25 protein-coding genes are annotated in these 24647 nt (G+C 60.8%); 14 read left to right on the top strand and 11 right to left on the bottom strand.

Features of this window, described 5'->3' with window-relative positions:
- Positions 1-7: 7 nt before the first annotated feature.
- From BLR13_RS07825 to clpB, 6 genes are all read right to left on the bottom strand, one after another.
- Positions 8-415, bottom strand: coding sequence for an Hsp20/alpha crystallin family protein (locus tag BLR13_RS07825; RefSeq protein ID WP_074825753.1), 408 nt, complete (start codon positions 413-415; stop codon positions 8-10).
- A gap of 164 nt (positions 416-579) precedes the next feature.
- Complete coding sequence (locus tag BLR13_RS07820; protein ID WP_074825755.1) at positions 580-774, bottom strand: hypothetical protein; 195 nt, start codon at positions 772-774, stop codon at positions 580-582.
- Between the two features lie 78 nt (positions 775-852).
- On the bottom strand, positions 853-1668 hold the full coding sequence (locus tag BLR13_RS07815; RefSeq protein WP_074825757.1) for a family 1 encapsulin nanocompartment shell protein: 816 nt from the start codon (positions 1666-1668) through the stop codon (positions 853-855).
- Positions 1661-2722, bottom strand: a complete 1062-nt coding sequence (locus BLR13_RS07810) for a Dyp-type peroxidase (RefSeq protein ID WP_074825759.1) — start codon at positions 2720-2722, stop codon at positions 1661-1663. Before BLR13_RS07810 ends, BLR13_RS07815 begins: the two co-directional genes overlap by 8 nt.
- 61 nt (positions 2723-2783) lie before the next feature.
- Positions 2784-3044, bottom strand: a complete 261-nt coding sequence (locus tag BLR13_RS07805) for a DUF2171 domain-containing protein (RefSeq protein WP_074831790.1) — start codon at positions 3042-3044, stop codon at positions 2784-2786.
- Positions 3045-3100: 56 nt separating this feature from the next.
- Positions 3101-5713 (bottom strand): ATP-dependent chaperone ClpB, encoded by a 2613-nt coding sequence (gene clpB / locus BLR13_RS07800; RefSeq protein WP_074825761.1) that lies wholly within the window; start codon positions 5711-5713, stop codon positions 3101-3103.
- A gap of 547 nt (positions 5714-6260) precedes the next feature.
- On the opposite strand from clpB, the gene BLR13_RS07795 reads away from it, so the two are divergent.
- The 9 genes from BLR13_RS07795 to BLR13_RS07755 all read left to right on the top strand — a co-directional run bounded on the left by BLR13_RS07795 (position 6261) and on the right by BLR13_RS07755 (position 12731).
- The gene (locus BLR13_RS07795; RefSeq protein WP_074825763.1) at positions 6261-6746 is read left to right on the top strand and encodes an Hsp20/alpha crystallin family protein; all 486 of its coding nucleotides are present in this window, start codon (positions 6261-6263) and stop codon (positions 6744-6746) included.
- A 159-nt stretch (positions 6747-6905) separates the two neighbouring features.
- Positions 6906-8807 carry a molecular chaperone DnaK gene (gene dnaK, locus BLR13_RS07790; RefSeq protein WP_074825765.1) on the top strand — a complete coding sequence of 634 codons (1902 nt, stop codon included), beginning with the start codon at positions 6906-6908 and terminating at the stop codon, positions 8805-8807.
- Between the two features lie 144 nt (positions 8808-8951).
- Complete coding sequence (locus BLR13_RS07785) at positions 8952-9623, top strand: CDGSH iron-sulfur domain-containing protein (protein ID WP_244525117.1); 672 nt, start codon at positions 8952-8954, stop codon at positions 9621-9623.
- 237 nt (positions 9624-9860) lie between these two features.
- Complete coding sequence (locus BLR13_RS07780; protein WP_074825767.1) at positions 9861-10346, top strand: DUF992 domain-containing protein; 486 nt, start codon at positions 9861-9863, stop codon at positions 10344-10346.
- Positions 10347-10478: 132 nt separating this feature from the next.
- Complete coding sequence (locus BLR13_RS07775; RefSeq protein WP_074825768.1) at positions 10479-10661, top strand: hypothetical protein; 183 nt, start codon at positions 10479-10481, stop codon at positions 10659-10661.
- Positions 10662-10964: 303 nt separating this feature from the next.
- Positions 10965-11870, top strand: coding sequence for a DnaJ C-terminal domain-containing protein (locus BLR13_RS07770; protein WP_074825769.1), 906 nt, complete (start codon positions 10965-10967; stop codon positions 11868-11870).
- Between the two features lie 2 nt (positions 11871-11872).
- Positions 11873-12142 (top strand): chaperone modulator CbpM, encoded by a 270-nt coding sequence (locus BLR13_RS07765; protein WP_074831792.1) that lies wholly within the window; start codon positions 11873-11875, stop codon positions 12140-12142.
- Positions 12143-12195: 53 nt separating this feature from the next.
- Entirely contained in the window at positions 12196-12420 is a 225-nt protein-coding gene (locus BLR13_RS07760) for a hypothetical protein (RefSeq protein ID WP_074825771.1), read from the top strand.
- Between the two features lie 119 nt (positions 12421-12539).
- The gene (locus tag BLR13_RS07755; protein ID WP_074825773.1) at positions 12540-12731 is read left to right on the top strand and encodes a hypothetical protein; all 192 of its coding nucleotides are present in this window, start codon (positions 12540-12542) and stop codon (positions 12729-12731) included.
- 183 nt (positions 12732-12914) lie between these two features.
- On the opposite strand, the gene BLR13_RS07750 is transcribed toward BLR13_RS07755, so the two are convergent.
- Entirely contained in the window at positions 12915-13220 is a 306-nt protein-coding gene (locus tag BLR13_RS07750; RefSeq protein WP_244525116.1) for a thioesterase family protein, read from the bottom strand.
- 683 nt (positions 13221-13903) lie between these two features.
- Between BLR13_RS07750 and BLR13_RS07745 the strand changes: the two genes are divergently transcribed.
- The 5 genes from BLR13_RS07745 to fdhD all read left to right on the top strand — a co-directional run bounded on the left by BLR13_RS07745 (position 13904) and on the right by fdhD (position 19741).
- Positions 13904-15292, top strand: a complete 1389-nt coding sequence (locus tag BLR13_RS07745) for a sigma-54-dependent transcriptional regulator (RefSeq protein ID WP_074831793.1) — start codon at positions 13904-13906, stop codon at positions 15290-15292.
- The gene (locus BLR13_RS07740; protein WP_074825774.1) at positions 15285-17309 is read left to right on the top strand and encodes a sensor histidine kinase; all 2025 of its coding nucleotides are present in this window, start codon (positions 15285-15287) and stop codon (positions 17307-17309) included. Before BLR13_RS07745 ends, BLR13_RS07740 begins: the two co-directional genes overlap by 8 nt.
- A gap of 385 nt (positions 17310-17694) precedes the next feature.
- Positions 17695-17889 carry a hypothetical protein gene (locus BLR13_RS07735; RefSeq protein WP_074825775.1) on the top strand — a complete coding sequence of 65 codons (195 nt, stop codon included), beginning with the start codon at positions 17695-17697 and terminating at the stop codon, positions 17887-17889.
- A 186-nt stretch (positions 17890-18075) separates the two neighbouring features.
- On the top strand, positions 18076-18726 hold the full coding sequence (locus BLR13_RS07730) for a BON domain-containing protein (RefSeq protein ID WP_074831795.1): 651 nt from the start codon (positions 18076-18078) through the stop codon (positions 18724-18726).
- Positions 18727-18889: 163 nt separating this feature from the next.
- Positions 18890-19741 (top strand): formate dehydrogenase accessory sulfurtransferase FdhD, encoded by an 852-nt coding sequence (fdhD, locus tag BLR13_RS07725; protein ID WP_074825778.1) that lies wholly within the window; start codon positions 18890-18892, stop codon positions 19739-19741.
- A gap of 10 nt (positions 19742-19751) precedes the next feature.
- Here the strand turns inward: fdhD and BLR13_RS07720 are convergent, their stop codons facing one another.
- The 4 genes from BLR13_RS07720 to BLR13_RS07705 are packed head-to-tail and all read right to left on the bottom strand — an operon-like array spanning position 19752 to position 24608.
- A complete protein-coding gene (locus tag BLR13_RS07720; RefSeq protein WP_074825780.1) occupies positions 19752-19868 on the bottom strand; it encodes a DUF2474 domain-containing protein in 117 nt (38 codons plus the stop codon).
- A complete protein-coding gene (gene cydB, locus BLR13_RS07715) occupies positions 19868-20872 on the bottom strand; it encodes a cytochrome d ubiquinol oxidase subunit II (protein WP_074825781.1) in 1005 nt (334 codons plus the stop codon). The genes BLR13_RS07720 and cydB overlap by 1 nt, the downstream gene beginning before the upstream one ends.
- A 5-nt stretch (positions 20873-20877) precedes the next feature.
- Positions 20878-22290 (bottom strand): cytochrome ubiquinol oxidase subunit I, encoded by a 1413-nt coding sequence (locus tag BLR13_RS07710; RefSeq protein ID WP_074831796.1) that lies wholly within the window; start codon positions 22288-22290, stop codon positions 20878-20880.
- Between the two features lie 53 nt (positions 22291-22343).
- Positions 22344-24608 carry an FdhF/YdeP family oxidoreductase gene (locus tag BLR13_RS07705; RefSeq protein ID WP_074825783.1) on the bottom strand — a complete coding sequence of 755 codons (2265 nt, stop codon included), beginning with the start codon at positions 24606-24608 and terminating at the stop codon, positions 22344-22346.
- Between the last annotated feature and the right edge of the window lie 39 nt (positions 24609-24647).

The raw sequence follows: 24647 nt of genomic DNA, 5'->3' as shown, positions 1-24647 counted from the left end.
GAACTCCTCAGCTGGATTTTCCTAGCCGCAACCCGACGCAGCCGTGAGCGGCGAAGCGGGTAATGGTGTAGCGGCCCGTTGGTAGCGGGATGCGGCGCTCGAACCGGCCTTGCGGCAGTTCGAGGCGCAGAATGCGGGCATTGCGGAGTTCCGCGGGCAAGGTGCGGCGTCCACTGATCACAAGCGCTCCCTTGTCGAGCAGCGCCTCGACGTCATCGGGGTCGACCCCCGGCAGCGCAATCAGGATGAGGATCTCGTCGTCTGTCTCGATCACGTCGATGGGCGGTTCCCAGCACGGCTCGCGCTTGCCCGTGAGCGGCTGCAGATTCAGGAATCGCTGGTGCAGGCGCTCAGCCCGGGCGAGCGTCTCGATGGCATCGGAAAGCATCCAGTTGATGGGATCCTTGGGCGGCATGGTATCTCTCCAAGTCACATCGATCCGGACGCGAGGTTACCGATGTTGCTGCCGGCCGTAAACCGGTTCCGGACAACGTTCACGGCTGCCCGCGCGTTCAGTATGGCGCTGCCAAGCGAACTGATCCGCGGCCCGAGGGCGTGGCGCGTTCAGGCGATCCGTGCTCAATCCATGTCGCGAAAGGCGTGACCGTTGGCTTTGATTTTCTTCACAAGGTCCGGTGGCAATTCCGCTTGCGCCGCGGTGCCATCGAACACCCATTCCTTGGAATCGGCCAGATCGGGAAGACCGGCTCCCTTGTGCACGTAGAGGCCAACTGACGGCTTTTCCGGATTCAGGTAAAGATCGAACTCTTGCATCAAGATGTCTCCTCTTCCGATTCGCAATTGACGAGGTGGCAGTGCCTGCATCGTACGGACGAAGCGTTCCGAGCTGCTCTAATCGGACTTCTTCGTTCCCGGAGCCAGCACCACAGACGCCTCGGTTGTCAGCATGAGAAAGGCGATTGTTTCCTGAAAGTAGAGGCGGACGGTCGTCTCGGAATGGCTCAGATAGCCGATGGAGATGTCCTGGCCGAGGGTGAGGTCAAAATCGCCGCCACGGGTGGTGAGCACGACGCCTCCCTCGATCGCCGGCGCCCAGATGATCTTTCCGTCGACGAGACGCTGGATATGTTGCAGGACCGGATACCCGTCGTCGGTTGCTCCGCCGATCGCGGTGTACGGCTCCGTGCCCAACACGAGCGTATAGGGTCCATTGACACCCGCCAGCCGCAATTGACTCACCGCCTGCGCGACCACGCCTGGATAACCCTTCACGTTGGCGGGAAGCGTCAACGCCGGATTGCTGGTGCCCTGGCGGATACCCTGAATCCCAGCGGCGGCGTACCCGTCGAAGACCGCGCGATCCTCGGCGAATGCGATCTTGCGCGCCGCTTCCTTCAGCGGCGACCAGTTCGAATCGTTTGCGCCGCGTTCCACGTCGTCGATCGCCTCGCGCGTGAGCTCGAACGGAATGCGGAATTCGACCAGCGCCTTTGTCTCGCGTTGCGCCGCTTCGATTCCGTCGCCCGGTGTCTGGATCGGTCGCTGATGACCGGTAGCTACGGCCGCGAAATCCGCGCCCTTCGGGCCTTCCACATCCACGACGCGCCGCGCCGCCAGGTGACGCTTGATGGTTCGGGAGGCCTCCTCTTCGATCTGGGCCCATGCCGCGGCGGAGATGGGGGCGAGTCCCCGATGAAGATTATTCATGTCCAGTCTCTCCCTTCAGTGAGCCGATACCGAGCGAGCCATCGGACGGCGGCATTTGCGGCTTGGGTGCGTCATCAATCTTGCGCCCGTCCGAGGACGGTTCCGCGGCCGACGGCGGCGCTTCCCCGATCGCGACATTGTCCAGGAACGTCGCCGACGGCACAAAGAACAGCGTGCCGGTCACGGCGCGGCTGAAGTCGAGAAGGCGGTCATAGTTGCCCGGCGGACGGCCAACGAACATGTTGACGAGCATCTGCTCGATCCGGTGCGGGGACCTGGCATAGCCGATGAAATAGGTGCCAAACTCTCCCTTGCCGGCGTCGCCGAACGGCATGTTGTCGCGCACGATCTCCAGTTGCTCTCCGTTTTCGACGATCGTCGTCAAGGCGTTGTGCGCCGAGGTTGGCTTTATGGCATCATCCAGCTCGATGTCGGACAACTTGGTACGGCCGATAATTTTCTCCTGCATCTCGACGGGCAGCTCGTTCCATCTCTTCAGGTCGTGAAGGTACTTTTGCACGATCACATAGCTGCCACCGGAAAATGCGGCATCTTCCTCGCCGATGATGGTGGCCTTGACCGCAGCCGCTTCCACCGGATTCTCCGTTCCGTCGACGAAGCCGATCAGATCGCGATCATCGAAATAGTTGAAGCCGTGAACTTCATCCGTGGCGGAGGCGGCGCTGCCGAGCCGCGCCATGATCTGTGTAGCCAGTTCGAAGCACAGGTCCATTCGCGTGGAACGAATATGAAAGAGGATATCGCCCGGCGTCGCGACGGCGTGATGACTGCCGCGGATCTCGCGGAACGGATGCAGGTCCTTCGGCCGCGGCTCTCCGAAGAGCCGGTCCCATGCGTCGGAGCCGAATCCCATGACACATGACAGCCTGCCCTCGAGGTCACGGAAACCGACCGCACGTAAAAGTGCGGCCAGATCGCTGCACAAGGCCCGCACGATGTCATCGCATTCCGGCTCAGGCTTGATTGTGACTACCAGGAAGACGGCGGCACGCGTGAGCTGTGCAACAACTGGTTGCGGATTCGTGGACGACACACTTCGCTCCTCATCGGGGGGGGGCGGGAGGGAAATGCCCGACCCACCACCATGCAACCATTTATCCCAGATCGACAGGTCGGCCGGACCTCTCCTCTTCCAGCGTCACGGCAATCTCTGCATTGGCGGAAAGACGGACCTTTGGGCCCTCAACGCCGGCCACGAAGCCGAGTTCGATGTAGTGATGATGCCCCTTGTGCGTCCCATCGCCGCTGTCGCGCCTTTTGAGTTCGATGCGATCGCCGACGACGCGATCAACTGTGCCGACATGGACACCATCGGCCCCGATGACCTCCATTCCTGCTTCGATCTTGTGCTTCATCATGGCTTCCTCCTTCGTTGAACTCATCGCATACGACTGCGACGCCCTGGGCATTCTCACGCCGATTCGAACTCATCGACATCCGTCGTCTGTGGCCTCTTGCCATTGAAAGTGAGGCCTCCCTTGGTCGCGGAGATTTTCACTGGCGAACCGTCGCGCACGTCGCCAGCCAGGATCATCTCGGCGAGCGGGTCCTGCACATTGCGCTGGATCACACGCTTGAGCGGGCGCGCGCCGTAGGCCGGATCCCAGCCCTTGCTCGCGAGCCAGTCCCGCGCCTTCGAATCGAGCGACAGCTCGATCTTGCGATCCTCCAACAGCTTTTGCAGACGCGCGAACTGGATCTCGACGATCCGACCCATCTCGCTCTTCTGCAAACGGTGAAAGAGGATTATCTCATCGACGCGGTTCAAGAATTCCGGACGGAAGTGCGCACGCACCAGCGCCATGACCTGCTCGCGCACCGCGCTGGTATCTTCACCTTCCGGCTGATTGACAAGATACTCCGCCCCGATATTGGACGTCATGATGATCAGCGTGTTGCGGAAGTCGACGGTGCGGCCCTGGCCGTCGGTGAGACGTCCGTCATCCAGGACCTGCAACAGAACGTTAAACACGTCCGGATGCGCTTTTTCGATTTCGTCAAACAACACCACCTGATAGGGCCGCCGGCGCACCGCCTCGGTAAGGGCGCCGCCCTCGTCATAACCGACATAGCCGGGAGGCGCGCCGATCAGCCGCGATACCGAATGCTTCTCCATGTATTCGGACATGTCGAGGCGGACCATCGCGGTCTCGTCGTTGAACAGATACTCGGCGAGGGCCTTGGCAAGCTCGGTCTTGCCGACGCCGGTGGGACCTAAGAACATGAACGAGCCCATCGGGCGGTTCGGGTCTTGCAATCCGGCGCGCGCACGACGCACGGCGGTCGCCACCGCACGCACGGCCTCGGCCTGGCCGACGACGCGCCTGCCGAGCATGTCTTCCATCCGGAGCAGCTTGTCCTTCTCGCCTTCGAGCATCCTGTCGACGGGAACACCGGTCCAGCGCGACACTACTTGCGCGATATTGTCAGCGGTCACTGCTTCGCTGATCGAGGAATTCTCGCTGGCCTCGACTGTAGCGAGCTTCTTCTCGAGATCCGGAATGCGGCCGTAGGCAAGCTCGCCCGCTCGCTGGAATTCGCCGCGGCGCTGCGCGTTGGCGAGTTCGGTGCGAAGCTGCTCGAGTTCGCTCTTCATCTTCTGCGCATCGGAGAGCTTGCTCTTTTCCGCCTGCCATTTCGACGTCAGGTCAGCCGACTTCTTTTCCAGGTCGACCAGGTCCTTCTCGAGGGTCTGCAGGCGGGTCTTGGAACCGCGGTCGGTTTCCTTCTTGAGTGCTTCCTTTTCGATCTTGAGGCGGATGATCTCACGGTCGAGCGAATCCAGCTCTTCCGGCTTCGAATCGACCTGCATCTTCAGGCGTGCCGCCGCCTCGTCGACGAGATCGATGGCCTTGTCGGGCAGGAAGCGGTCGGTGATGTAGCGGTTCGACAACGTCGCCGCAGCAACCAGCGCTGAGTCCGCAATGCGGACTCCGTGATGGAGCTCATACTTCTCCTTCAGACCGCGCAGGATCGAAATCGTGTCCTCGACGGTAGGTTCGGACACGAACACCGGCTGGAAACGCCGGGCCAGGGCTGCGTCCTTTTCGACATGCTTGCGATATTCATCGAGCGTGGTCGCGCCGATGCAATGCAGTTCACCGCGCGCCAGCGCCGGCTTGAGCAGGTTGGAGGCATCCATCGCGCCGTCGGCCTTGCCGGCACCAATCAGCGTGTGCATCTCGTCGATGAACAGGATGATGCCGCCCTCGGCGCTTGTGACCTCCTGCAGCACCGCTTTCAGCCGCTCCTCGAACTCGCCGCGATATTTGGCGCCCGCAATCAACGCGCCGAGATCGAGCGACAACAGCTTCTTGTCTTTCAGGCTTTCCGGCACGTCGCCGTTGAGGATCCGCAACGCCAGGCCCTCAACGATCGCGGTCTTGCCGACGCCGGGCTCGCCAATCAGTACGGGGTTGTTCTTGGTACGGCGGGAGAGCACCTGGATGGTGCGGCGGATTTCCTCGTCGCGTCCGATCACGGGATCGAGCTTGCCTTCGCGCGCTGCCTGCGTGAGATCGCGCGAATATTTCTTCAGCGCGTCATAGGCGTTCTCGGCCGAGGCGCTGTCGGCTGTGCGGCCCTTGCGCAGCGCGTTGATGGCCGCGTTGAGGTTCTGCGGGGTGACGCCGCCCTTGGCGAGCAGCTTGCCGGCTTCGCTGTCCTTGTCGGTCGTGAGCGCCAGCAACAGGCGCTCGACAGCGACGAAGCTGTCGCCGGCCTTGTCGGCGGCCTGCTCCGCCGCGGCGAAAGCGCGCGCGGTCTCGGGCGCGAGATAAATCTGTCCCGATCCAGCACCGGTCACTTTCGGCAGCTTGGCCAGGGCATCCTCGGTGGCTTTAAGGATGGCGCGGGAATTACCGCCGGCGCGGTCGATCAGACCTCCGGCGAGTCCTTCGCTGTCGTCCAGCAGCACCTTCAGGATATGGAGCGTGGAAAACTGCTGGTGGCCCTCGCGTGTGGCGAGCGATTGCGCCGACTGGATGAAGCCCCGCGTACGATCGGTATATTTTTCTATGTTCATCGTGGCACCTCACGGCAACAATGCGGTCGATCAAGTTTGCTACATGTCACGCATTCGCGTCGTCGACCGATGACGGAACGATGACATCCATCATTCGATATTCGCCCGCCGTAGCGCTAGCCGAAAAAAGGCGAACGGTACTTTTGCAGATGCTCCTCATCGTGTGATCGTTTCACCGGATAGTCAATGACAGAAGTTTGTTTGCCGATGCGTCGGCATGCTCTTGCGATATGCGCTGCCGCTCGCTCTGTTAATTGAAGAAGCTGATGTCGACCCAAGCGTGTGGGCGATCTTGACGCGGACTTTCTTTGGAGACGACACGCGTCGTGGAGATGGTACGCGGTCGCGCGGCGCCTCTGCAACAGACAGTTTGTCCGATCGGTCCGGACAAACTGTCCATGACGCAGAAAATTCGAATCGTAAGCTGTTGATTTCGCTTCACGCCCGAGATGGCACGTCTGTTGCTAATCATTCTCCGGCGTCGGCGGTGAACAGGTAGAAAATGATAGCGCGAGATTCTCATCCGTTCCTCTCGCTTCACCGAGAGATGAACCGGTTGTTCGATGTGTTTCACGACAGGCTTGGCGGCTTGATGCCGGCCGGTCTGCCGCAGGGCCACATGCAGGGCCACATGATGCCCAGCATCGGCGTGAGCGAGACAGATCAGGAGATGCGGATTAGCGCTGATCTGCCGGGCGTGAGTGAGGACGACATCAGCGTCTCCCTCGTCGACGACATACTCACCATTCGCGGCGAGAAGAAGCTCGACGAGAAGGCGACTTACCACATTATAGAGCGCTCGCGCGGCAGCTTCCTGCGTTCGTTGCGGTTGCCGTACTCGGTCGAGACCGACAAGATCCGAGCCGACTTCGCCAATGGTGTGCTCACGGTGACGCTGCCGAAATGCAAGGACAAGGAAACAAGCCGGAAAATTCCGGTTCACTGCGGCCAGCCATCTGGCTCGCCGCTGCCTTCCGAACAAGCGATGCAGCGACAAAGCGAACGTCCTGCGGGCAGCGATCCAGACGAGTAGCGCGACGGCCGGAATGCTTATCGAACATAATGGGAGAGTCTTACTGTCATTGTGTGCAAAATCGCTCAGGGGCGGCTTGCAGCTGGGAACCAAATCTGGCGCAGCGCGTGAAGTGTTGGCAGAATACCGAGCGATAAATCAGAACGAGGGAGTACCGTAATGGGTAAAGTCATCGGAATTGATTTAGGAACGACGAACTCATGCGTTGCTGTCATGGATGGCAAGAACGCTCGGATCATCGAGAATGCCGAGGGCATGCGTACCACGCCTTCGGTCGTTGCATTCACGAGCGATGGTGAGCGACTGGTCGGACAGCCGGCCAGACGGCAGGCCGTGACCAATCCCACCAACACGATCTTCGCAGTGAAGCGACTGATTGGCCGTCGCTATGACGACCCGATGGTTGAAAAGGACAAAAGCCTTGTCCCTTACAAGATCGTCAAGGCCTCGAATGGCGACGCCTGGGTCGAGGCCGATGGAAAGACCTATTCGCCGTCTCAGATCTCGGCGTTCATCCTACAGAAGATGAAGGAAACGGCCGAAGCAAATCTTGGCGAGAAGGTGACCCAGGCGGTCATTACCGTTCCCGCCTATTTCAACGACGCGCAACGTCAGGCGACCAAGGACGCCGGCAAGATCGCCGGTCTGGAGGTCCTGCGCATCATCAATGAGCCGACTGCTGCCGCGCTCGCCTATGGGCTCGAGAAGAAGAAGCAGAGCAAGATCGCGGTCTACGATCTCGGCGGCGGTACGTTCGATATATCCATCCTGGATATCGGCGACGGCGTGTTCGAGGTCAAATCCACCAACGGCGACACGTTCCTCGGCGGCGAAGACTTCGATATGCGTCTCGTGAACTATCTGGCCGACGAATTCCAGAGGGAGCAGGGCATCAATCTGCGAAACGATAACCTGGCCCTGCAACGCCTGAAGGAGGCTGCGGAGAAAGCCAAGATCGAGCTGTCGACAACCACCCAGACCGAGATCAATCTGCCGTTCATTACGGCGGATGCGTCCGGTCCGAAACATTTCGTGGTCAAGCTTACGCGCGCGAAATTCGAATCGCTGGTCGAGGATCTCGTGCAGAAGACCATCGAGCCGTGTCTTAACGCACTCAAGGACGCGGGACTCACGGCCAAGGACATCAACGAAGTGGTGCTCGTCGGCGGCATGACCAGGATGCCGAAGATCCAGGAGGTCGTGCAGAAGATCTTCGGCAAGGAGCCGCACAAAGGCGTCAATCCCGACGAGGTAGTTGCGATCGGCGCGGCCATCCAGGCCGGCGTGCTTCAGGGCGACGTCAAGGACGTACTGCTGCTCGACGTCACGCCGTTGTCGCTCGGACTCGAAACGCTCGGCGGCGTGTTCACTCGCCTTATTGAACGAAACACCACGGTGCCGGCGAAGAAGAGCCAGGTTTTCTCGACGGCGGAGGATAACCAGAATGCGGTCACCATCCGCGTATTTCAGGGCGAACGCGAAATGGCCGCCGACAACAAGCTGCTCGGCCAGTTCGACCTGATGGGCATTCCGCCGGCGCCGCGGGGTACACCGCAGATCGAGGTGACGTTCGATATTGATGCCAACGGCATCGTTAACGTCTCGGCAAAGGACAAGGGTACCGGCAAGGAACAGCGCATCCAGATTCAGGCATCCGGCGGGCTCTCGGAGGCCGACATTGAAAGGATGGTCAAGGACGCGGAGGCGCACGCGGTCGAAGACAAAAAGCGCAAGGAAGCTGTCGAGGCAAAGAATCACGCCGAGGCGCTTTTGCACGCGACCGAGAGGACGGTTGGAGAGCACGGCTCCAAGCTGGCGGATGGCGACCGTCGTGCAGTTGAGAATGCCATGGCCGACCTTCGGGAGGCCTTGAAAGGCAATGATGCGGCGCTGATCACGGCGAAGGCGAACGCTCTGCAGCAGGCGTCGGTTAAACTCGGAGAGGCCGTCTACGCGCAGTCGCAGCATTCGCCCGGCACCGCGCCGCCGTCAGGCAACGAGAATGTCGTCGATGCCGAGTTCACCGAGATCGACGACGAGGACAAGAAGAAGTCGGCGTGACGTCTCGACGACCTGATGTTGCGCCACGTCCAGGTTTCCCTGCGCGAATGCCGAGCAGGCGTCGCGACGTGAACGATGGATGTGGCGCGATATCCTGCCGCTGAGATCAGGAGAGGTAGGTCATTGAGAAAATCGGACAGCAAGGTGCGTGTGACAGTCACGCAGGACGGTCCCTACGTGGTAACGGGCGGCGTGAAGCTTTCCGAGCAAATCATCGCGACCGGCTCCGATGGATCGTCGGAGGACTGGATCGAGAGGGAGTTGCCGCCAGCCGCGCCGAAGTTTGCGCTGTGCCGGTGCGGGCATTCAGACAAGAAGCCGTTCTGCGACGGCTCCCACACAAGGATCGGCTTTGACGGTACCGAGGTTGCGGAACGCGCGTCATACCGCGACCGGGCGAAAGTATTCGACGGTCCTTCTCTCGCTCTCCTCGACGTCGAGGGCTTGTGCGGGTTCGCGCGGTTCTGCGACCCGAACGGCCAGGTGTGGAGCCAGGTTACGCGTACTGACGATCCGGAAGTGCGGGCGACGTTCATTCGACAGGTCCAAAATTGCCCGTCGGGACGCCTGGTGGTGTGGGACAAGGAGGCCGGGGCTGCGCTCGAGCCCGAACAGCGGGCTTCGATCGGACTGATCGAGGATCCGGCGGAAGCTTGCAGCGGCCCAATCTGGTTGCGCGGCGGAATTGCGCTTATTGCGGCGGACGGCGAAGAATATGAGGTCCGCGATCGCGTGACACTGTGCCGTTGTGGTGGGTCCAAGAACAAACCGTTCTGCGACGGTACGCATGCCGCCATCAAATTTCGCGCAAAATAGCGTTCGCGTGGAAGTCGTCGGATCGAACTGCGGCCGCGACACGCGCGCTCAGGCGTCGTTCGACCTCATTGCGGCCGAAAGAACATCGAGGGGGTGAACCGAAGATATAGCCATTCCTGCCGCAGACGATTCGAATTCGTCTGATCGAGCGCGTCGAAAAATGTGGGCTTCGCAGCGCTGATTCCGATCCTTCCCACCCACGACATGCCATCCTTTTCTCAATCGGGAGTTTTCCTAATGCGCCGTTCGACTGTCCTTTCCGCTATTGCCGCCACCATGCTCACCGCGTGCGTCGGCGCTGCCGACGCGCAGCAGCCTGCACAACGGGTGCAGGTTGGTGTGCTCGAGTGCCGCGGGGGCGCCAGCATTGGCTTCATCGTGGGATCGGTGACCAATCTCGGATGCGCGTTGCGCATCAATGGTATCCCGGAAGATTACTACACCGCCGTCATCCAGAAAGTGGGTATCGACCTCGGCTTCACCGAGAATACCGCGCTGGCCTGGACCGTCTTTTCGCCGGTTGCACAGCCAGGGCGAGGCGACATCGCCGGTAATTATGTGGGTGTCGACGCCAGTGCCGCAGCCATAGTCGGCGTTGGCGGCAACGTGCTGCTCGGCGGTTCAAACAATTCCATCGCGCTGCAGCCGCTAAGTGTGGAGGGCGAGACCGGCATCAGCGTCGCTGCGGGCCTGGAGAGTTTGGAACTCCGGCTTGGGCGGTAGTCGACTTCTCGAGGGCGCTTGTCGGTACGCTGACAAGCGCCCACAAAGTTGAGGAGCGGGACAGCGACCCGTCGCTGACATCAGAAATTTGGCGTTTCGGCCTTTAAGGCGAGCATACCCGGGAGACCAGACATGGAACCAAGTCACGGCGGCAACGGTCAGCTCGACGATGGAAAACCTCGTTTGACCGAGGACGATATCGCGCGAGCTCTGCTTGGTCCCAGGGGTGTTCCGGGCAAGCCGGATACCGCCAGGATGACGCCCCAGCAGGAAAAGAACATGTCGAAATATCTGGACCCGGGGCATACGTCCTAGCGCGAACCAGGCGTGAGCATTCGTTGCGAGGAATCGTTCGGAGCCACTCGAACCGAGCGGCCGTCACGCCGGCGCAAGCCAACGCTCTGGTTCATGGCATTCCATGCGCCGAGGATCCCCTTGCCGAAGGCCGGTACGACCGTCCCGACTGAAGCGAAGCTGCATCGACGGACGCCGAATTCGTCGATGTTGCGTCATGGCGGTCAACGATGAATGGATTGGTGCATGGTGAAGGGTGTTGCAAAAAATTCTGTTTTGAGCCCTCATGATTCCGGGCGAACCAACGTTCTTGCGGGGTAGGTCGTGAGAAATCCGTACGAGGTGCTCGGCGTTGCCACGACGGCTTCTTCGGCCGATATCCAGAAGGCATACCGAAAACTGGCAAAAAAGCTGCATCCGGATCTCAATCCCGGTGACAAGGCGGCCGAGGAGAAATTCAAGGAGGTCGCCGGCGCCTACGATCTGCTGGGGGATGCTGAGAAGCGCAAACGTTTCGACGATGGCGAGATCGACGCGACCGGTGCCGAGCGACCGCAACAGCATTTCTATCGGGATTTTGCCACGTCGGATCACGGCCATCCTTATACCGACAGTTCCGGCTACGCCGATTTCATGGATTCGGACGACGCTTTCGCGGAGTTATTGAGACGTGGTGATAGGGCGCGCGCGAACCGGCGCGGGCGGGATTTGCACTACCAGCTGGCAATCGATTTTGCGGAGTCGATTACCGGGGCGAACAAGCGTCTGACACTGCCGGATGGCGGCACCCTCGACGTGACCATTCCGCCCGGCCTGGTCGACGGGCAAATCCTCCGTCTGCGGGGCAAGGGAGCACCCGGCTCCGGCAAAGGCGGTGCCGGGGATGCCTTGATTGAGGTGGAGGTCCTGCCCGACCATCGCTTCACGCGTGAGGGCGACGACATCTCGCTGGAACTGCCGGTCTCGCTCTCCGAGGCCGTGCTGGGCGGGCGGATTCGCGTTCCGACACCCACCGGCGACGTGACCATGGCCGTGCCGAAGGGATCGAACACCGGTACGACCCTGCGCTTGAAGGGCAAGGGCGCGCCCCGCCGCAGCGGAGGCCACGGAGATCAGTTCGTCAGGCTCAAGGTAGTTCTGCCCAAACCTCCGGACCCTGAACTTGAGGCATTCGTTTCGAATTGGGATAAGGGCAAGGCATTCAACCCGCGCGAGGATAGCGGATCATGATCATGACCAAGCAGGAGTTCCTGAGCAGTGCGGGCCTCCAGGTGCAGACGCTGGATCTCTGGCTCGAGCAGCGGTGGCTCATTCCAGAGCAGACCTCCGCCGGCGCGAACTTCTCCGACATGGACGTCGCGCGGGCACATTTCATCCGGGACCTGAAAACCGACTTCGGCGTCAACGACGAGGGCGTCGACGTCATCCTTCATCTGGTGGATCAGATGCACGGCTTGCGCCGGATGCTCGAACAGTTGCACAACGATATCCAGGCAACTTAGCCGCAGGGCTTCGACCCCATCAATTGCGCGCCGAAATGACACGGGAGACCACCATGATCGAAAGGGCAGCGCCGCTCGCACACGGCGAAATCGATGTTCTCATTCTCCAGGCCCTGGTGCGCAAGCTTGTCGCAAAGGGCGTGCTCTCGCCAGACGACGTGCGAGCCATGCTGTTCGATGCCGCAACACGTCTGGACCTGGTCGGCAGCGATCTGACGCCGGAAGCCGCCCACGTCATCGTCGAGGAGGACCTGGCGCCTGCGTTCCTTGGGAGTTGACCAGCCGTCGCAATTGCGGGCGGCAATGATCACCCGAGCAGCGTCATCCGCACGATAACGCCGGCCAGACGGCGCGCAAAGCGCAAAGCGTCATTCAGCAACGAACGAGGAGAAGCGTGATGACTTTGAAGGAACTTGCCGACGCGCTCGAAAAAGTCGATGAAGAGGCCTTTGCCTCAATGCTGCTGGAGTACGAGCTCAACCACGATGACGGACCAATGCAGGTCAAGACGATGATCATCGATGCGCTTCGTTTTTCGGATCAGCACGGAATGGTCACATCGCGTCCGCTGCTCGATGAAGCCGATTAGGTCTGGTCGTCGAGGCATCGGTCATTGACGATCGCAGCGGCGTCCAGAGCGACACCTGCTGCGGAGTCCGCGGCATCGCTCCAGGCCTGCTATAGCGGACTGCTTTTACCTTCGAGGCGCCGGGTCAGGCGACGGAGATCGACCACCATCCGCTCATGGGTGCCCATGCCGATCTCCTCGACTTTAGTGGGCGGTCACCGCGAACACGATCCGCCGGCCCTCGACCAGGGTGACTTCCGCTTTCGCCGTGACGCGTTGGCCGACTGGCGTCGCTGCGATGTGGCGGATGTCGACCGCGGTGCCCAGCGCGCTCTGGCCCGGTTCGAGATAGTTGCGAATGGCGTTCAGCGCGGCATTCTCCATCGCAAGGATCATCAGCGGTGTTGCCAGGACGGGCGGCAGGATTGAATCCTTGAACCGATTCGCCAGATATTCCGGCGCGACGACGAGCGTGAAGGCTCCGTTGGCTCCCACTGGAATCTCAGGCATTTCTCGCCTCCTGTCACCTTGTTGATCACGATGAAACGTCTTGCTTCATCAACTCGGGAGCGGCAATCGTGTTGTCGATGGGCACGTCTCGCGGGTTTCCTGGTCCGCTGCAGACGTTGCGGTCTCAGCGATCGAGCGACGCATCTGCCGTCGAAGCTGACCATTTTCTTAACTGCCAACGCAAGATCAAAAGATCGTCGTCGGATGTGGCGATCGCGGTTCACGAACGGAAATGGACAAGTTGTCCTGGCGAGCGTGGACAGATTGTCCAAAACCGGCAAGGACGACTCCAAAGTCATTGATATTGTGATCTGTTAAGACTGGCACGCGTGTTGCGTAGCGAACGGTCGAGCAACAGGAGGAGCAGGCCAGCGGACGAGCGCGACGAACACGGGTGACGCGGTGTCTTGCGGCTGCCGAATTCAATCGAGAACGCGTGCGTGCTTTTGAGCCGAGCGCCACGGTTGAGGCATCGAACCCAAGGGTGAACGTTCCCGATTGAGGCCACAAATCCCGGCCACATGCGATTGCGAAGGCCGCCTTTGGTGCCGCCCGCGGAGCAGTGTATCAACCGCTGCATCGGCATCGCCGATCGGCTCTTGTCTCCGTCGATGCTTTACGTTTTGGGCGAGTTCGTCCTACTATCGCGTGCAATGCCGGAGCCTGCGCCGGAAGGAGGCCAAATGCCTTTGGAGACAAACGGCAAGACCGATGAAACCGTAGCGGATCCGGAGTTCGGCCCGTGGCTGGCGCAGGCCTCCATTCTGGTCGTCGACGATGAGCCGGGCATGCGCAATTTCCTGGTTCGGGTGCTCGGTCCGCGTTGCAAGCGGATCGAAGAGGCGTCGGACGTCAAGCAAGCATCGCTCAAGCTCGACGAGCAGCATTTTGACGTCGTTGTCCTCGACAACATCATGCCTGGAAAGAACGGGCTCGACTGGCTTGCCGAACAGCGGGCGACCGGGTTCTTTGCCGACGTGATCCTGATGACGGCCTACGCCGATCTCGACACCGCGATCGAGGCTCTGCGCGCCGGTGTGGTCGATTTTGTCCTGAAGCCGTTTCGCTCCAACCAGCTGCTTAACGCCGTTGCACGATGTCTCGACCGGACGCGGCTGCAGCGCGAAAATGACGTGCTTCGCCATGAATTGAAGTCGACACCACAACAAGTCATTTTGCGCAACAAGATGCTTGGCGACTCCACGGCGATGCGAAAGGTGCGCGAGATCATTGCGCGGGTCGCTCCCTTGCCGACATCGATACTATTCACCGGTCAGTCGGGGACAGGCAAGGAGGTCGCCGCCCGCTCGCTCCATTCGCTCTCCAACCGGGCGGACAAGCTTTTCGTGCCAATCAACTGCGCGGCAATACCCGCGGACATGATCGAGAGCGAGCTGTTTGGACATTTGAAGGGTGCTTTCACCGGTGCCGGCAGGGCGCGTGAGGGGCTGTTCATGCATGCCCAGGGCGGCACCCTGTTCCTCGATGAAATCGGCGAACTGCCTTATGCACTGCAGAGCAAGCTGCTGCGGGTTCTCGAAGATCGCCGTGTTCGGCCTGTTGGTTCTGAGCGCGAGGTCCCGTTCGACGCCCGTTTCGTCTTTGCCACCAATGCCGATCTGCAGAGCCGTGTGGAGTCGGGGACGTTTCGGCCCGATCTCTACTTTCGGATTAATGTCATGCAAATTCATTTGCCTCCATTGAAGGATCGCGGCGAGGATTTGCAGAATCTTGCCGCACTGTTCATGCGCGAGTTTGCGCAGCAGCTCGGTATGCCGCCGGTTCCGATCGACGAGAGGGTGCGGGCGTCCCTTTCGCGCTATGACTGGCCCGGCAATATCCGGGAGCTGCGTAACCTCATCGAGCGAACGGTTATTCTTGGTGGATTTCCGGGAGAGTTCGAAATGGCCGTCGAGCCAAGCGACCGCGACGGGCAGAGTCTGGCGGAGGTCGAGCGACGGCACATTCTATCCGTGCTCCGCGAGGCCGGCGGCGACCGGGAAGAGGCCGCGCGCCGGCTTGGTATCTCGCGCAAGACCGTCGACCGCAAATGCGCAAACTGGCATGCGTAAGACCCCGGCCGTAACGGCGGGCGGGAGACGCTCGGTCCGGTACCGTCTGCTGGCGATTGCGCTGCTGCCGATGCTGGTCATTCTGCCGCTGCTACTTGGCATTTCCATCTATCGCTGGGCTGCAAGGTTCGACGCCACGCTGATCTCCAAAGTCGATGGCGACTTGATCATCGCTCAGCAGTATATGGCGCGAATTCTCGAGAACACCGAACAGCAGTTGGTGTCCTTCAGCGAATCGGCGCGGTTTCGCGACCTTCTCGTGGCCGGCGACACTCCGAGCAGCGATCTTGTGGCGCTGCTCAAGGAGAAAGCCAGTGTCCTCAAGTTCGATTTTCTTTATGTGGTTGACGGCGACGGGCGCATCCTCGCCAGCGAACAACCTGTTGCTTCACCGTCCATCCGATGGGATTGGCCGGTCGTCAGCTCGGCGTTGAGCGGCCGTCCGAAGACGGACATTGACGTATTCGAGAGCAAGGATCTTGCGGCATTGTCGCCTGAGCTTGCTCAGCATGCGCGTCTTGAGGTGCTGCCAACTCCTGAACGCATGGACGCCGGCCGCACACTGGAGACGCGTGGCATGATAATTCATTCAGCCAGCGCCCTGACGCTGCCCGGCGGCCGACGCGCGGCTCTGGTGGGCGGCATCCTGCTGAATCAGAACCTCGCTTTCATCGACACGATCAACGACCTGGTCTATCACGACGCCAGCCTGCCCGAAGGCAGCCGAGGAACGGCGACGCTGTTTCTCGATGATGTCCGCATCAGTACCAATGTACGATTGTTCGAGGGTCGCCGGGCCCTCGGCACGCGCGTCTCGTCGGTCGTGCGTGCTGCCGTGCTTGACCAGGGACGGACATGGCTCGGTAGCGCCTTTGTCGTGAACGACTGGTATATTTCTGCATATGAGCCGATCAACGACGGTTATGGCCGGCGGGTCGGCATGCTCTATGTCGGGTTCCTCGAGAAGCCGTTTACGGAAGCAAAGCGCGAGACCCTGCTGGGAATAGCGATCGCTTTCCTGGTGGTCACCGCCGCGACCGTTCCCTTGTTCCTGAAATGGGCCAGCAGCATTTTCAGGCCCCTGGAGAGCATGACCGGAACAATCGCTCGGGTCGAAAGCGGCGATCTTGCCGCACGAACCGGCTATGTCCAGGACAAGGACGAGATTGGTCAGGTGGCGCTTCATCTCGATCATCTCCTCGATCAAATCCAGGAGCGCGACGCACAGTTGCGCTTATGGAATGAGGAGCTCAACCGGCGTGTCGAGGAGCGCGCGCTCAAGTTGCAGCAGGCCAATCGGCAATTGGAGACGACGACCAAACAGCTCATCATGTCGGAGAAGCTTGCCGCGATCGGTGAAATCACCGCCGGCGTGGCGCACGAGATCAATAATCCGATCGCGGTGATGCAGGGAAATCTTGAGGTGATCCGCGACCTGATGGGCGATAAGGCCGCAGAAGCGAAGACGGAGTTTCGGCTCATCGACGAGCAGATGCATCGGATGAGCGAAATTGTCACCAAGCTGCTGCAGTTCGCCAAGCCGCAGGAGTACGCAGGCTACCTGGAGCAGCATGACGTAGCGGACATTGTCTCGGACTCGCTGCCGCTTGTTCAGCATCTGCTGAAGAAGACGACAATTTCCGTCGAGAGAGAAGACCATGCGTCTCGCCTCGTTCGGATGAATCGAACCGAACTGCAGCAGGTCCTCGTCAATCTGATCGTGAACGGCATTCACGCCATGCCGGATGGCGGTCGGCTCGCCTTGCGGACGTTCGACCTCGATATGGACGGACGTCCGGGTATGGTGATCGAGGTTGCGGATACGGGGGCCGGTATGACCGCCGATGTGATGCAGCGGGTTTTTGATCCGTTCTTCACGACCAAAAGGCGCGAAGGGACCGGGCTTGGTCTTTCGATCAGTCAGATGCTCGTGACGCGGCAAGGCGGCAGGATCTCGGTCGAGAGCGAGCTTGGGATCGGAACAACGTTCACTGTCTGGCTGCCCGAAGCTCCCTGAGGCTGCCTGTCGTTGTCATGGACAATTTGTCTGTTGCCACTTCGTCAATTTGCCCGCCGTCGGATCATGCGGACTTCCAAGCCATTGATATTGCTGTTGCCCGAATTGGCACGTCCATTGCTCTGAAGTTGGCGTGCCTGTTCTGGCGCGCCTGCCGCTTGGACGCATTGCCTGGAGTAGGCCACGAGGCGGTCAAACGGGGTGGAACGCGATCACGAAAAATCAGGTAAATAGCTCTGTCGTATCGCGCATAAGACGTGAAGGGAGCCTGACATCAGGAGCGACTAGCGTTATCCTGTTCACCTTGATGGAAACAGTTGGATCAAGGTGGCCAGAGGACTCGGAATCCGAGCCACAAACACGTCAACGAATAGAGGCGCACACCATGTCACGCCACAACGAAATGCCGCCCATTCCGCCCGCTAATCGCAGCCCCAAGGGACCGGGTGGAGAGTCGGAGGTCAAGAAGGATACGTCATTCACGAAGAAGGTGGACAACACGGCAGAGCAGGGCGAGACCGCCAACATCAAGCAGAACACGACAAACGCCGGGTTTTTCAAGGGTCGTCGGGTAAAGTAAACAACCAGGCACCTGTTGCCTGAAGCCGCCTGAGACGGTGCCATCACGGTGATGGCGTTGCCGTCGTCGCTCAACAGCGGGTACGGGAGAAACCCGTCTGCGCTTGCGACGAACCTGACCGTAACGTTGAAGGCTCCGCAATTTGCCACCCGGGTCGACTCCCTGATCAGGACTGAGGTGCCCGTCATGAAAACCGACACGGAGCTTCGTCAAGACGTCGAGAAGGGACTCGCCTGGAATTCAAGGGTCGATGCGGGCCACATCACCGTAACCGCCCGCAACAGGGTGGTCACACTTGCCGGCCGCGTACAAAGTTACGCCACCAAATGCGAGGCCGGGAGCGTGGTGAAGCACATTGCCGGCGTCGCGGGACTCGCCAATGATCTGGAAGTGACGCCAGAGGGAACGCAACCAAACGATGCCGATTTGACACAGAGCGTATTGCAGGCCCTTGAGGCTAACGTTTTTGTACCGTCGAAGACGATCAAGCCCGTCGTTCACGACGGCTGGGTCACGCTCAGCGGCAAAGTACTGTACTACTACGAGAAGCTGGACGCGGAAAATGCCGTGCGCCCGTTGCGCGGAGTCAAAGGGATAACCGATTCAGTCGTGATCGATAATCCCGATGGGCCGCAAGGCCTGAGCCAGGAGATTATCGCCGACGCGCTCTCTCGAAATGCCCGTCTCGATACGGATCGGATCACTGTGAAGGTCAACGGTCGTACCGTGGTCCTCGAAGGCGCGGTTCGGTGTTTGGCCGAGCGCGATGAAGCCGAACAGGCGGCTTGGGCGGCGCCAGGTGTGAGCACCATCGAAAATCATCTTGCGGTCAGCTGAATGCCAGTGCTCTGCCGCCTGTTGGCGCCACAACGGCAAATTTGGCGGCGACGAGTCCAGCCGCCATCTGTAGCCACGCTGTCGAGCCTCGGACTTGCGAGATTGTCCGCGCAAGGATCGCCCGCGATGTCAATCTACCATCAGCGCCCCGGGAGGTGTCGCGATGACAGCGAATGACGCTCTCGCCGAAAGGAAAATGCTCATCTGGCGCGCAGGCCGCCCAACCCCGTCGTCGCGCACCGTGGCGGAAGAGAAGGGCGTTGCGTTGACCTACGATGGGACGACCTACGCCGTGATGATGGCAACGCCTGCCCATCTTCATGACTTTGCCGTCGGCTTTAGCATCACGGAAGGGGTCGTGGAACGGGCCGAGGAGATCAGCAGCGTTGAGCTGGTCGAGAGCGAACTCGGCGTCGAAGTTCGCATGTGGCTTGTTGCGGACCGCTCCAGATCGTTCGTCGCTCGCCGACGTGCGATCGTGGGGCCGGCAGGTTGCGGGCTCTGCGGGATCGAAAGTCTTGAACAGGCACGTTTGGTCCCGCGGCGGGTGGCAAGCCGTTCGAAGTTTCGCGCCGCTGACCTGCTCGGCGCGATGTCTGCGCTGGCGCCCTTGCAGTGCCTCAACCAGAAAACCCGCGCGATGCACGCTGCCGCTTTCTGGGACGTCTCCGAAGGCATCGGTTTGGTGCGAGAGGATGTCGGTCGCCACAATGCGCTCGATAAGCTTGCCGGCGCGCTGATCGGCTGCAACAGGGTTCGATCGAATGGCGCCGTCCTGCTCACCAGCAGAGTCTCGGTCGAGATGGTGCAGAAGACGGCAATGATCGGTGTTCCGGTTCTTGTCGCTGTTTCCGCGCCCACGACGCTTGCGATAGAGACCGCTGAGCAGGCCGGAATTACCCTGATCGCCGTCGCGCGCGACGATGGATACGAGATCTTCACCCATCCGGACCGCATCGTGTTCTCCGAACGGCGGTCTTTGTCGTCCAGCGCTGCGGACTTCGGCATTGGCTGAACCTGCGTCCTCAATCCTTCAGACATAGACGGATCAGGCCGGCGACGCCTCCGAGCGCGATGACACTGGCGGACCAGATCGCAGCCATCCAGGCGAGCCTTTTCCAAAGTGGCAGTTTGCGTTCCATCAATGGTATCCGTGAACGCCCGCCTTGCCCCGGAAGACCCAATAGGCCCAGCCTGTATAGGCAAGGATCAAGGGGATGATGACGAGCGCGCCCACCAGCATGAACGACTGGCTCTCGGGCGGCGCGGCGGCGTCCCAGATCGTCACCGCGCGAGGCACGACATAGGGATACATGCTGATGCCAAGCCCAAGGAAGCCAAGCAGGAATAGCGCAAGCGCCATCAGGAAAGGAAGCCGCTCGAAATTGCGGCCGAGGCTCCAGAAGAAAGTGGCCGCGCAAATCGCTACGAGCAGCGGCACCTGGGCCGTCAGCAAAACGCCGGGCATGGCGAACCAGCGCCGCCAGTAATCATAGCCAAGGAACGGTGTCGCCGCGCTCACCGCGGCGAGCGCGACGAGCGTTCCGGCACCGAGCCAGAACGCGGCGCCGCGCGCATGTTGCTGGCTCGTCCCTTCCGTTTTCCAGACGAGCCAGGTCGCACCCAGCAGCGCATACCCGATCACCACCGCCGCGCCGGTCAATAGGCTGAACGGGCTCAACCAGTCGAGCCATCCGCCTGCATAGGCGTCGTTCTCGACATGAATGCCCTGCAGGACTGCGCCGAGCGTGATGCCTTGCGATAGCGCCGCGACCACCGAGCCCAGCGAAAATGCAAAGTCCCATAGCGGCCGGTGACGCGCGTCGCGCCAGCGGAACTCGAAGGCGACACCGCGGAAGACGAGGCCCAGCAGCATCGCGATCATCAGCGGATAGGTCGCCGGAAGAATGATGGCATAGGCGAGCGGAAAGGCAGCGAACAATCCGCCGCCGCCCATGACCAGCCAGGTCTCATTGCCGTCCCACACCGGCGCGATCGAGTTCATCGCCTGATCGCGCTCGCTGCCGACCGCCAGGGTCGGGAACAGGATGCCGATGCCTAGGTCGAAGCCGTCCATGACGACATAGGCAATCACCGCAAAGCCGATGATCACCGCCCAGACGATCGTGAGGTCGATGCTACCCATGGCGCTCACTCCCCCGCCGGCAGAGGCACGCCGACGCCTGACGCTGGCGTGATGCCGGCCGCGCGCTGCGGCAGGTTCGGCGGTTCCGTTTCGTTGCGCTCGGGCGCTTTCGCCATCAGGCGCAGCAGATAATAGGTTCCCGCTCCGAAGGCGCTGAAGTAGACGATCACGAAGGCAAGCAGCGACGCCGCCACGGCCGGGGCGGCAAGCGGGGAGTGCGATTCCGCGGTGCGGAGCAGGCCATAGATCGTGAAGGGCTGACGGCCGACCTCGGTCGTGACCCAGCCCGCGATCACCGCGACGAAGCCGGCTGGCCCCATGGCGACGGCGACGCCATGCAGCGCTGGCCAGTCGTAGAGCTTCCTGCGGGCGCGGGCGAGCAGGCTCCAAAGGCCGACACCGAGCATGGCGAATCCCAACGCCACCATGATCCGGAACGACCAGAATATGATTGGGGCCGGGGGCCATTGGTCGCGCGGGAAGTCGGTAAGGCCGGGAAGCGGTGCGTACGGATCATGCTTCAGGATCAGCGATCCGATATGGGGCACGGCCACTTCGTAACGGACACGGGCCTCGTCGTTGCTCGGCAGGCCGAACAGGATCAGCGGGGCCCCATTGGGGCTCGGCTGATAGTCGCCCTCCATTGCCAGCACCTTGGCCGGCTGATGTTCCAGCGTGTTCAGTCCGTGCGCGTCTCCGACCAGGATCTGGATGGGTGCCACGATCGCCGCCATCCACATTGCCATCGAGAACATCTTGCGAGCGCCTGGATTGGTGCGGTCCTTGAGGAGGTGCCAGGCGCCGACGCCACCAACGACGAGCGCGGTGGTGAGATAGGCCGCGATCACGGTGTGGACGAGGCGATAGGGAAAGCTGGCCGTGAAGATGATCGGAAGCCAGGAGCCTGCCGGTACGAATTGCCCCTTGGCGTTGATCGCAAAGCCCGCCGGCGTCTGCATCCAGCTGTTCACGGCGATGATCCAGGTGGCGGAGATGAGCGTGCCGAGCGCGACCATGCAGGTGGCGAAGAAATGCAGGCGCTTGCCCACTTTGCTGATGCCGAACAGCATGACTCCGAGGAATCCGGCCTCCAGGAAGAAGGCGGTAAGCACCTCATAGGCCATCAATGGACCGACGATCGGTCCTGCCTTGGTCGAAAACACCGACCAGTTCGTACCGAACTGGTAGGACATGACAACGCCCGAGACGACACCCATGCCAAACACGACCGCGAAGATCTTGAGCCAGTAGCGGTAGAGGTTGGCGTAGACGCCATCTCCCGTCTTCAACCAGAGGCCCTCAAGCACCATCAGGTAGCTTGCGAGCCCTATGGAAAAGGCCGGGAAGACGAAGTGGAAGGAGACGGTGAACGCGAACTGCGCGCGCGCCAAGATCACCGGATCGAGATGCCCAAGCAACACCGCCTCCTTCTTGAAATGCCGAAGCTCTCCGCAACAAGCGGTTTCGACAACTAGGTAACGACACGAACCGGGATCGACTTGGCGGCAGGCGTACCGCTGATCTTGTCGTAATAACCGAGAGGCAAAAGGGGATTCAGTTCGGGGTAATATCCCGCGACAGCCCCGCGCGGCATCGGATAATCCAGCACCGTCAATCCATCCACGCGACGCTGGACACCGTCGTCACAGATGGTTTCGAGCGTGACGCGCGATCCCGACTCCAGCCCCCGCGCGCTTCGGTCCTCCGCATTCATGAAGAGCACCATGCGATCGTTGTAGACGCCGCGATAACGGTCGTTATAGCTGTAGATGGTCGTGTTGAACTGGTCGTGCGAGCGGACTGTCGCCAACCGCAACATCGTCGGGTCGGCAACGGGAACGTTTACCTCGAGGCCCGGCAACAGCAGGAAATTCGCTTTGCCGTTGGGCGTGGGCCAAACCAGCCGGCGCGGCGGCACGTCGAGGTGAAGGCCCTTTGGGTTTTTTATCTTCTCGGAGAAATCGCTGTAGATCTCCGGATAAACGGCGGCGATCTTGTCGCGAATGAGATCGTAGTCGTGAATATAGCTTTCCCACGGGATCTTGCTGTCCGGAAGCGTAGCGCGCGCCATCCGGCAGACAATTTCGACTTCCGGCAGCAAATCAGGGCTGGCAGGCTTCAATACGCCACGTGACGCCGTGACATTGGACATCGAATCTTCGATCGTGACGAACTGCTCTCCTGCCGACGTGTGTATCATCTCGGAACGGGAGATCACCGGCAGGATCAGCGCGTCGCGCCCATGAACCAGGTGGCCCCGGTTCAATTTGATCGCGATGCCGACCGTCAATGCCAGCTTTCGCATGGCGGCATATGATCTTTCGGTGTCGGGAACGGCGCGAACGAAGTTGCCGCCCATCCCGATGAAGACCTTGGCGACGCCGTCATGCATCGCTTCGATGGATTCGATGGTGTGGTGGCCGTGCGCGCGGGGTGGCTCAAAGCCGAAGACGTCGCGCACGCGATCCAGGTACTCCTCGGACGGCTTTTCATCGATGCCGACCGTCCGGTCGCCCTGGACGTTCGAATGGCCGCGAATAGGTGAAATGCCGCCACCGGGCTTGCCGAAATTGCCGCGCAGCAGGAGCAGATTCACCACCTGCTGGAGCAGCCGCGAGCCATCCTGATGCTGGGTCAGGCCCATTCCATAGCAGATCATTGTCGCGCGCGAGCGGATGTAGATGTCGGCAACGCGGCGAATCTGTGCCTCGTCGACGCCGGAGACCTCGACGATGTCTTTCCACTCCTGGGCCAGCACTTCCTCGCGGATGGCTTCCAAACCGACCGTATGCGCACGGATGAATTCGTGGTCGAGGACCTTCTCGCCTTTGGCGTCGCGCTCGAACATCACCCTCATCATGCCCTTGAGAAGGGCGAGGTCACCGCCAATGCGGATGTGAACGAATTCGCTTGCTATCGGACTCGATCCGAACGTCGCCATCTGCAGGATGTCCTGCGGCTCGGCGAAGCGTATAAGAGCCCGCTCCGGCATGGGATTGACGGCGACAATCGGGACGCCGCGCTTTCGCGCTTCAACCAGATTGGTCATCATGCGCGGCGAATTGGTGCCGGTATTCTGTCCAATGACGAATATGGCTTCAGCGTGCTCGAAGTCCTCCAGTACCACGGTTCCTTTTCCAACCCCGATAGAGGGGGGCAGGCCGCGGCTCGTGGGTTCGTGACACATATTCGAGCAGTCGGGGAAGTTGTTGGTGCCGAACTGGCGAATGAAAATTGCGTACAGGAATGCAGCTTCGTTGGGTGTGCGACCGGACGTGTAGAATTCGGCGTGGTGGGGACTCTCAAGCGCCCGCAAATGACTTCCGATCATGGCAAATGCCGCGTCCCAATCGCACGGCACATATCGGTCGGAAGCAGCGTCGTAGCGCATCGGCTCGGTCAGGCGCCCCTGCATTTCGAGCCAGTAGTCCGACTTCTCCATCAGTTCGGACACGGTGTATTGCTCAAAGAATTCCCGGGTGACCCTTCGCTTCGTCGCCTCGAAGGCCAGCGCCTTGGCGCCGTTCTCGCAGAAATCGAGTGTCTTTTTGCAATCCGCGTCGGGAAAGGCGCAGCTCGGACATTTGAAGCCGCCCGGCTGGTTCATCGCGAGCAAGGCGCGAGAGCCCTTGGTGACGACGCTCTGCTCGAGCAGCACTTTTGCGGTGGCGGCTGCAGCACCCCACCCACCGGCGGGGTGATGGTAGGTCTTATAACGAGGCTTGCTGTCCGTCATGGTCAAGCGCTCCTGAAGCTGCTGGCGGCTCCCAGTAAA

The organism is Bradyrhizobium ottawaense (assembly GCF_900099825.1).
Classification (GTDB): Bacteria; Pseudomonadota; Alphaproteobacteria; order Rhizobiales; family Xanthobacteraceae; genus Bradyrhizobium; species Bradyrhizobium ottawaense_A.
This window is presented reverse-complemented; position numbering and strand designations above follow the sequence as displayed.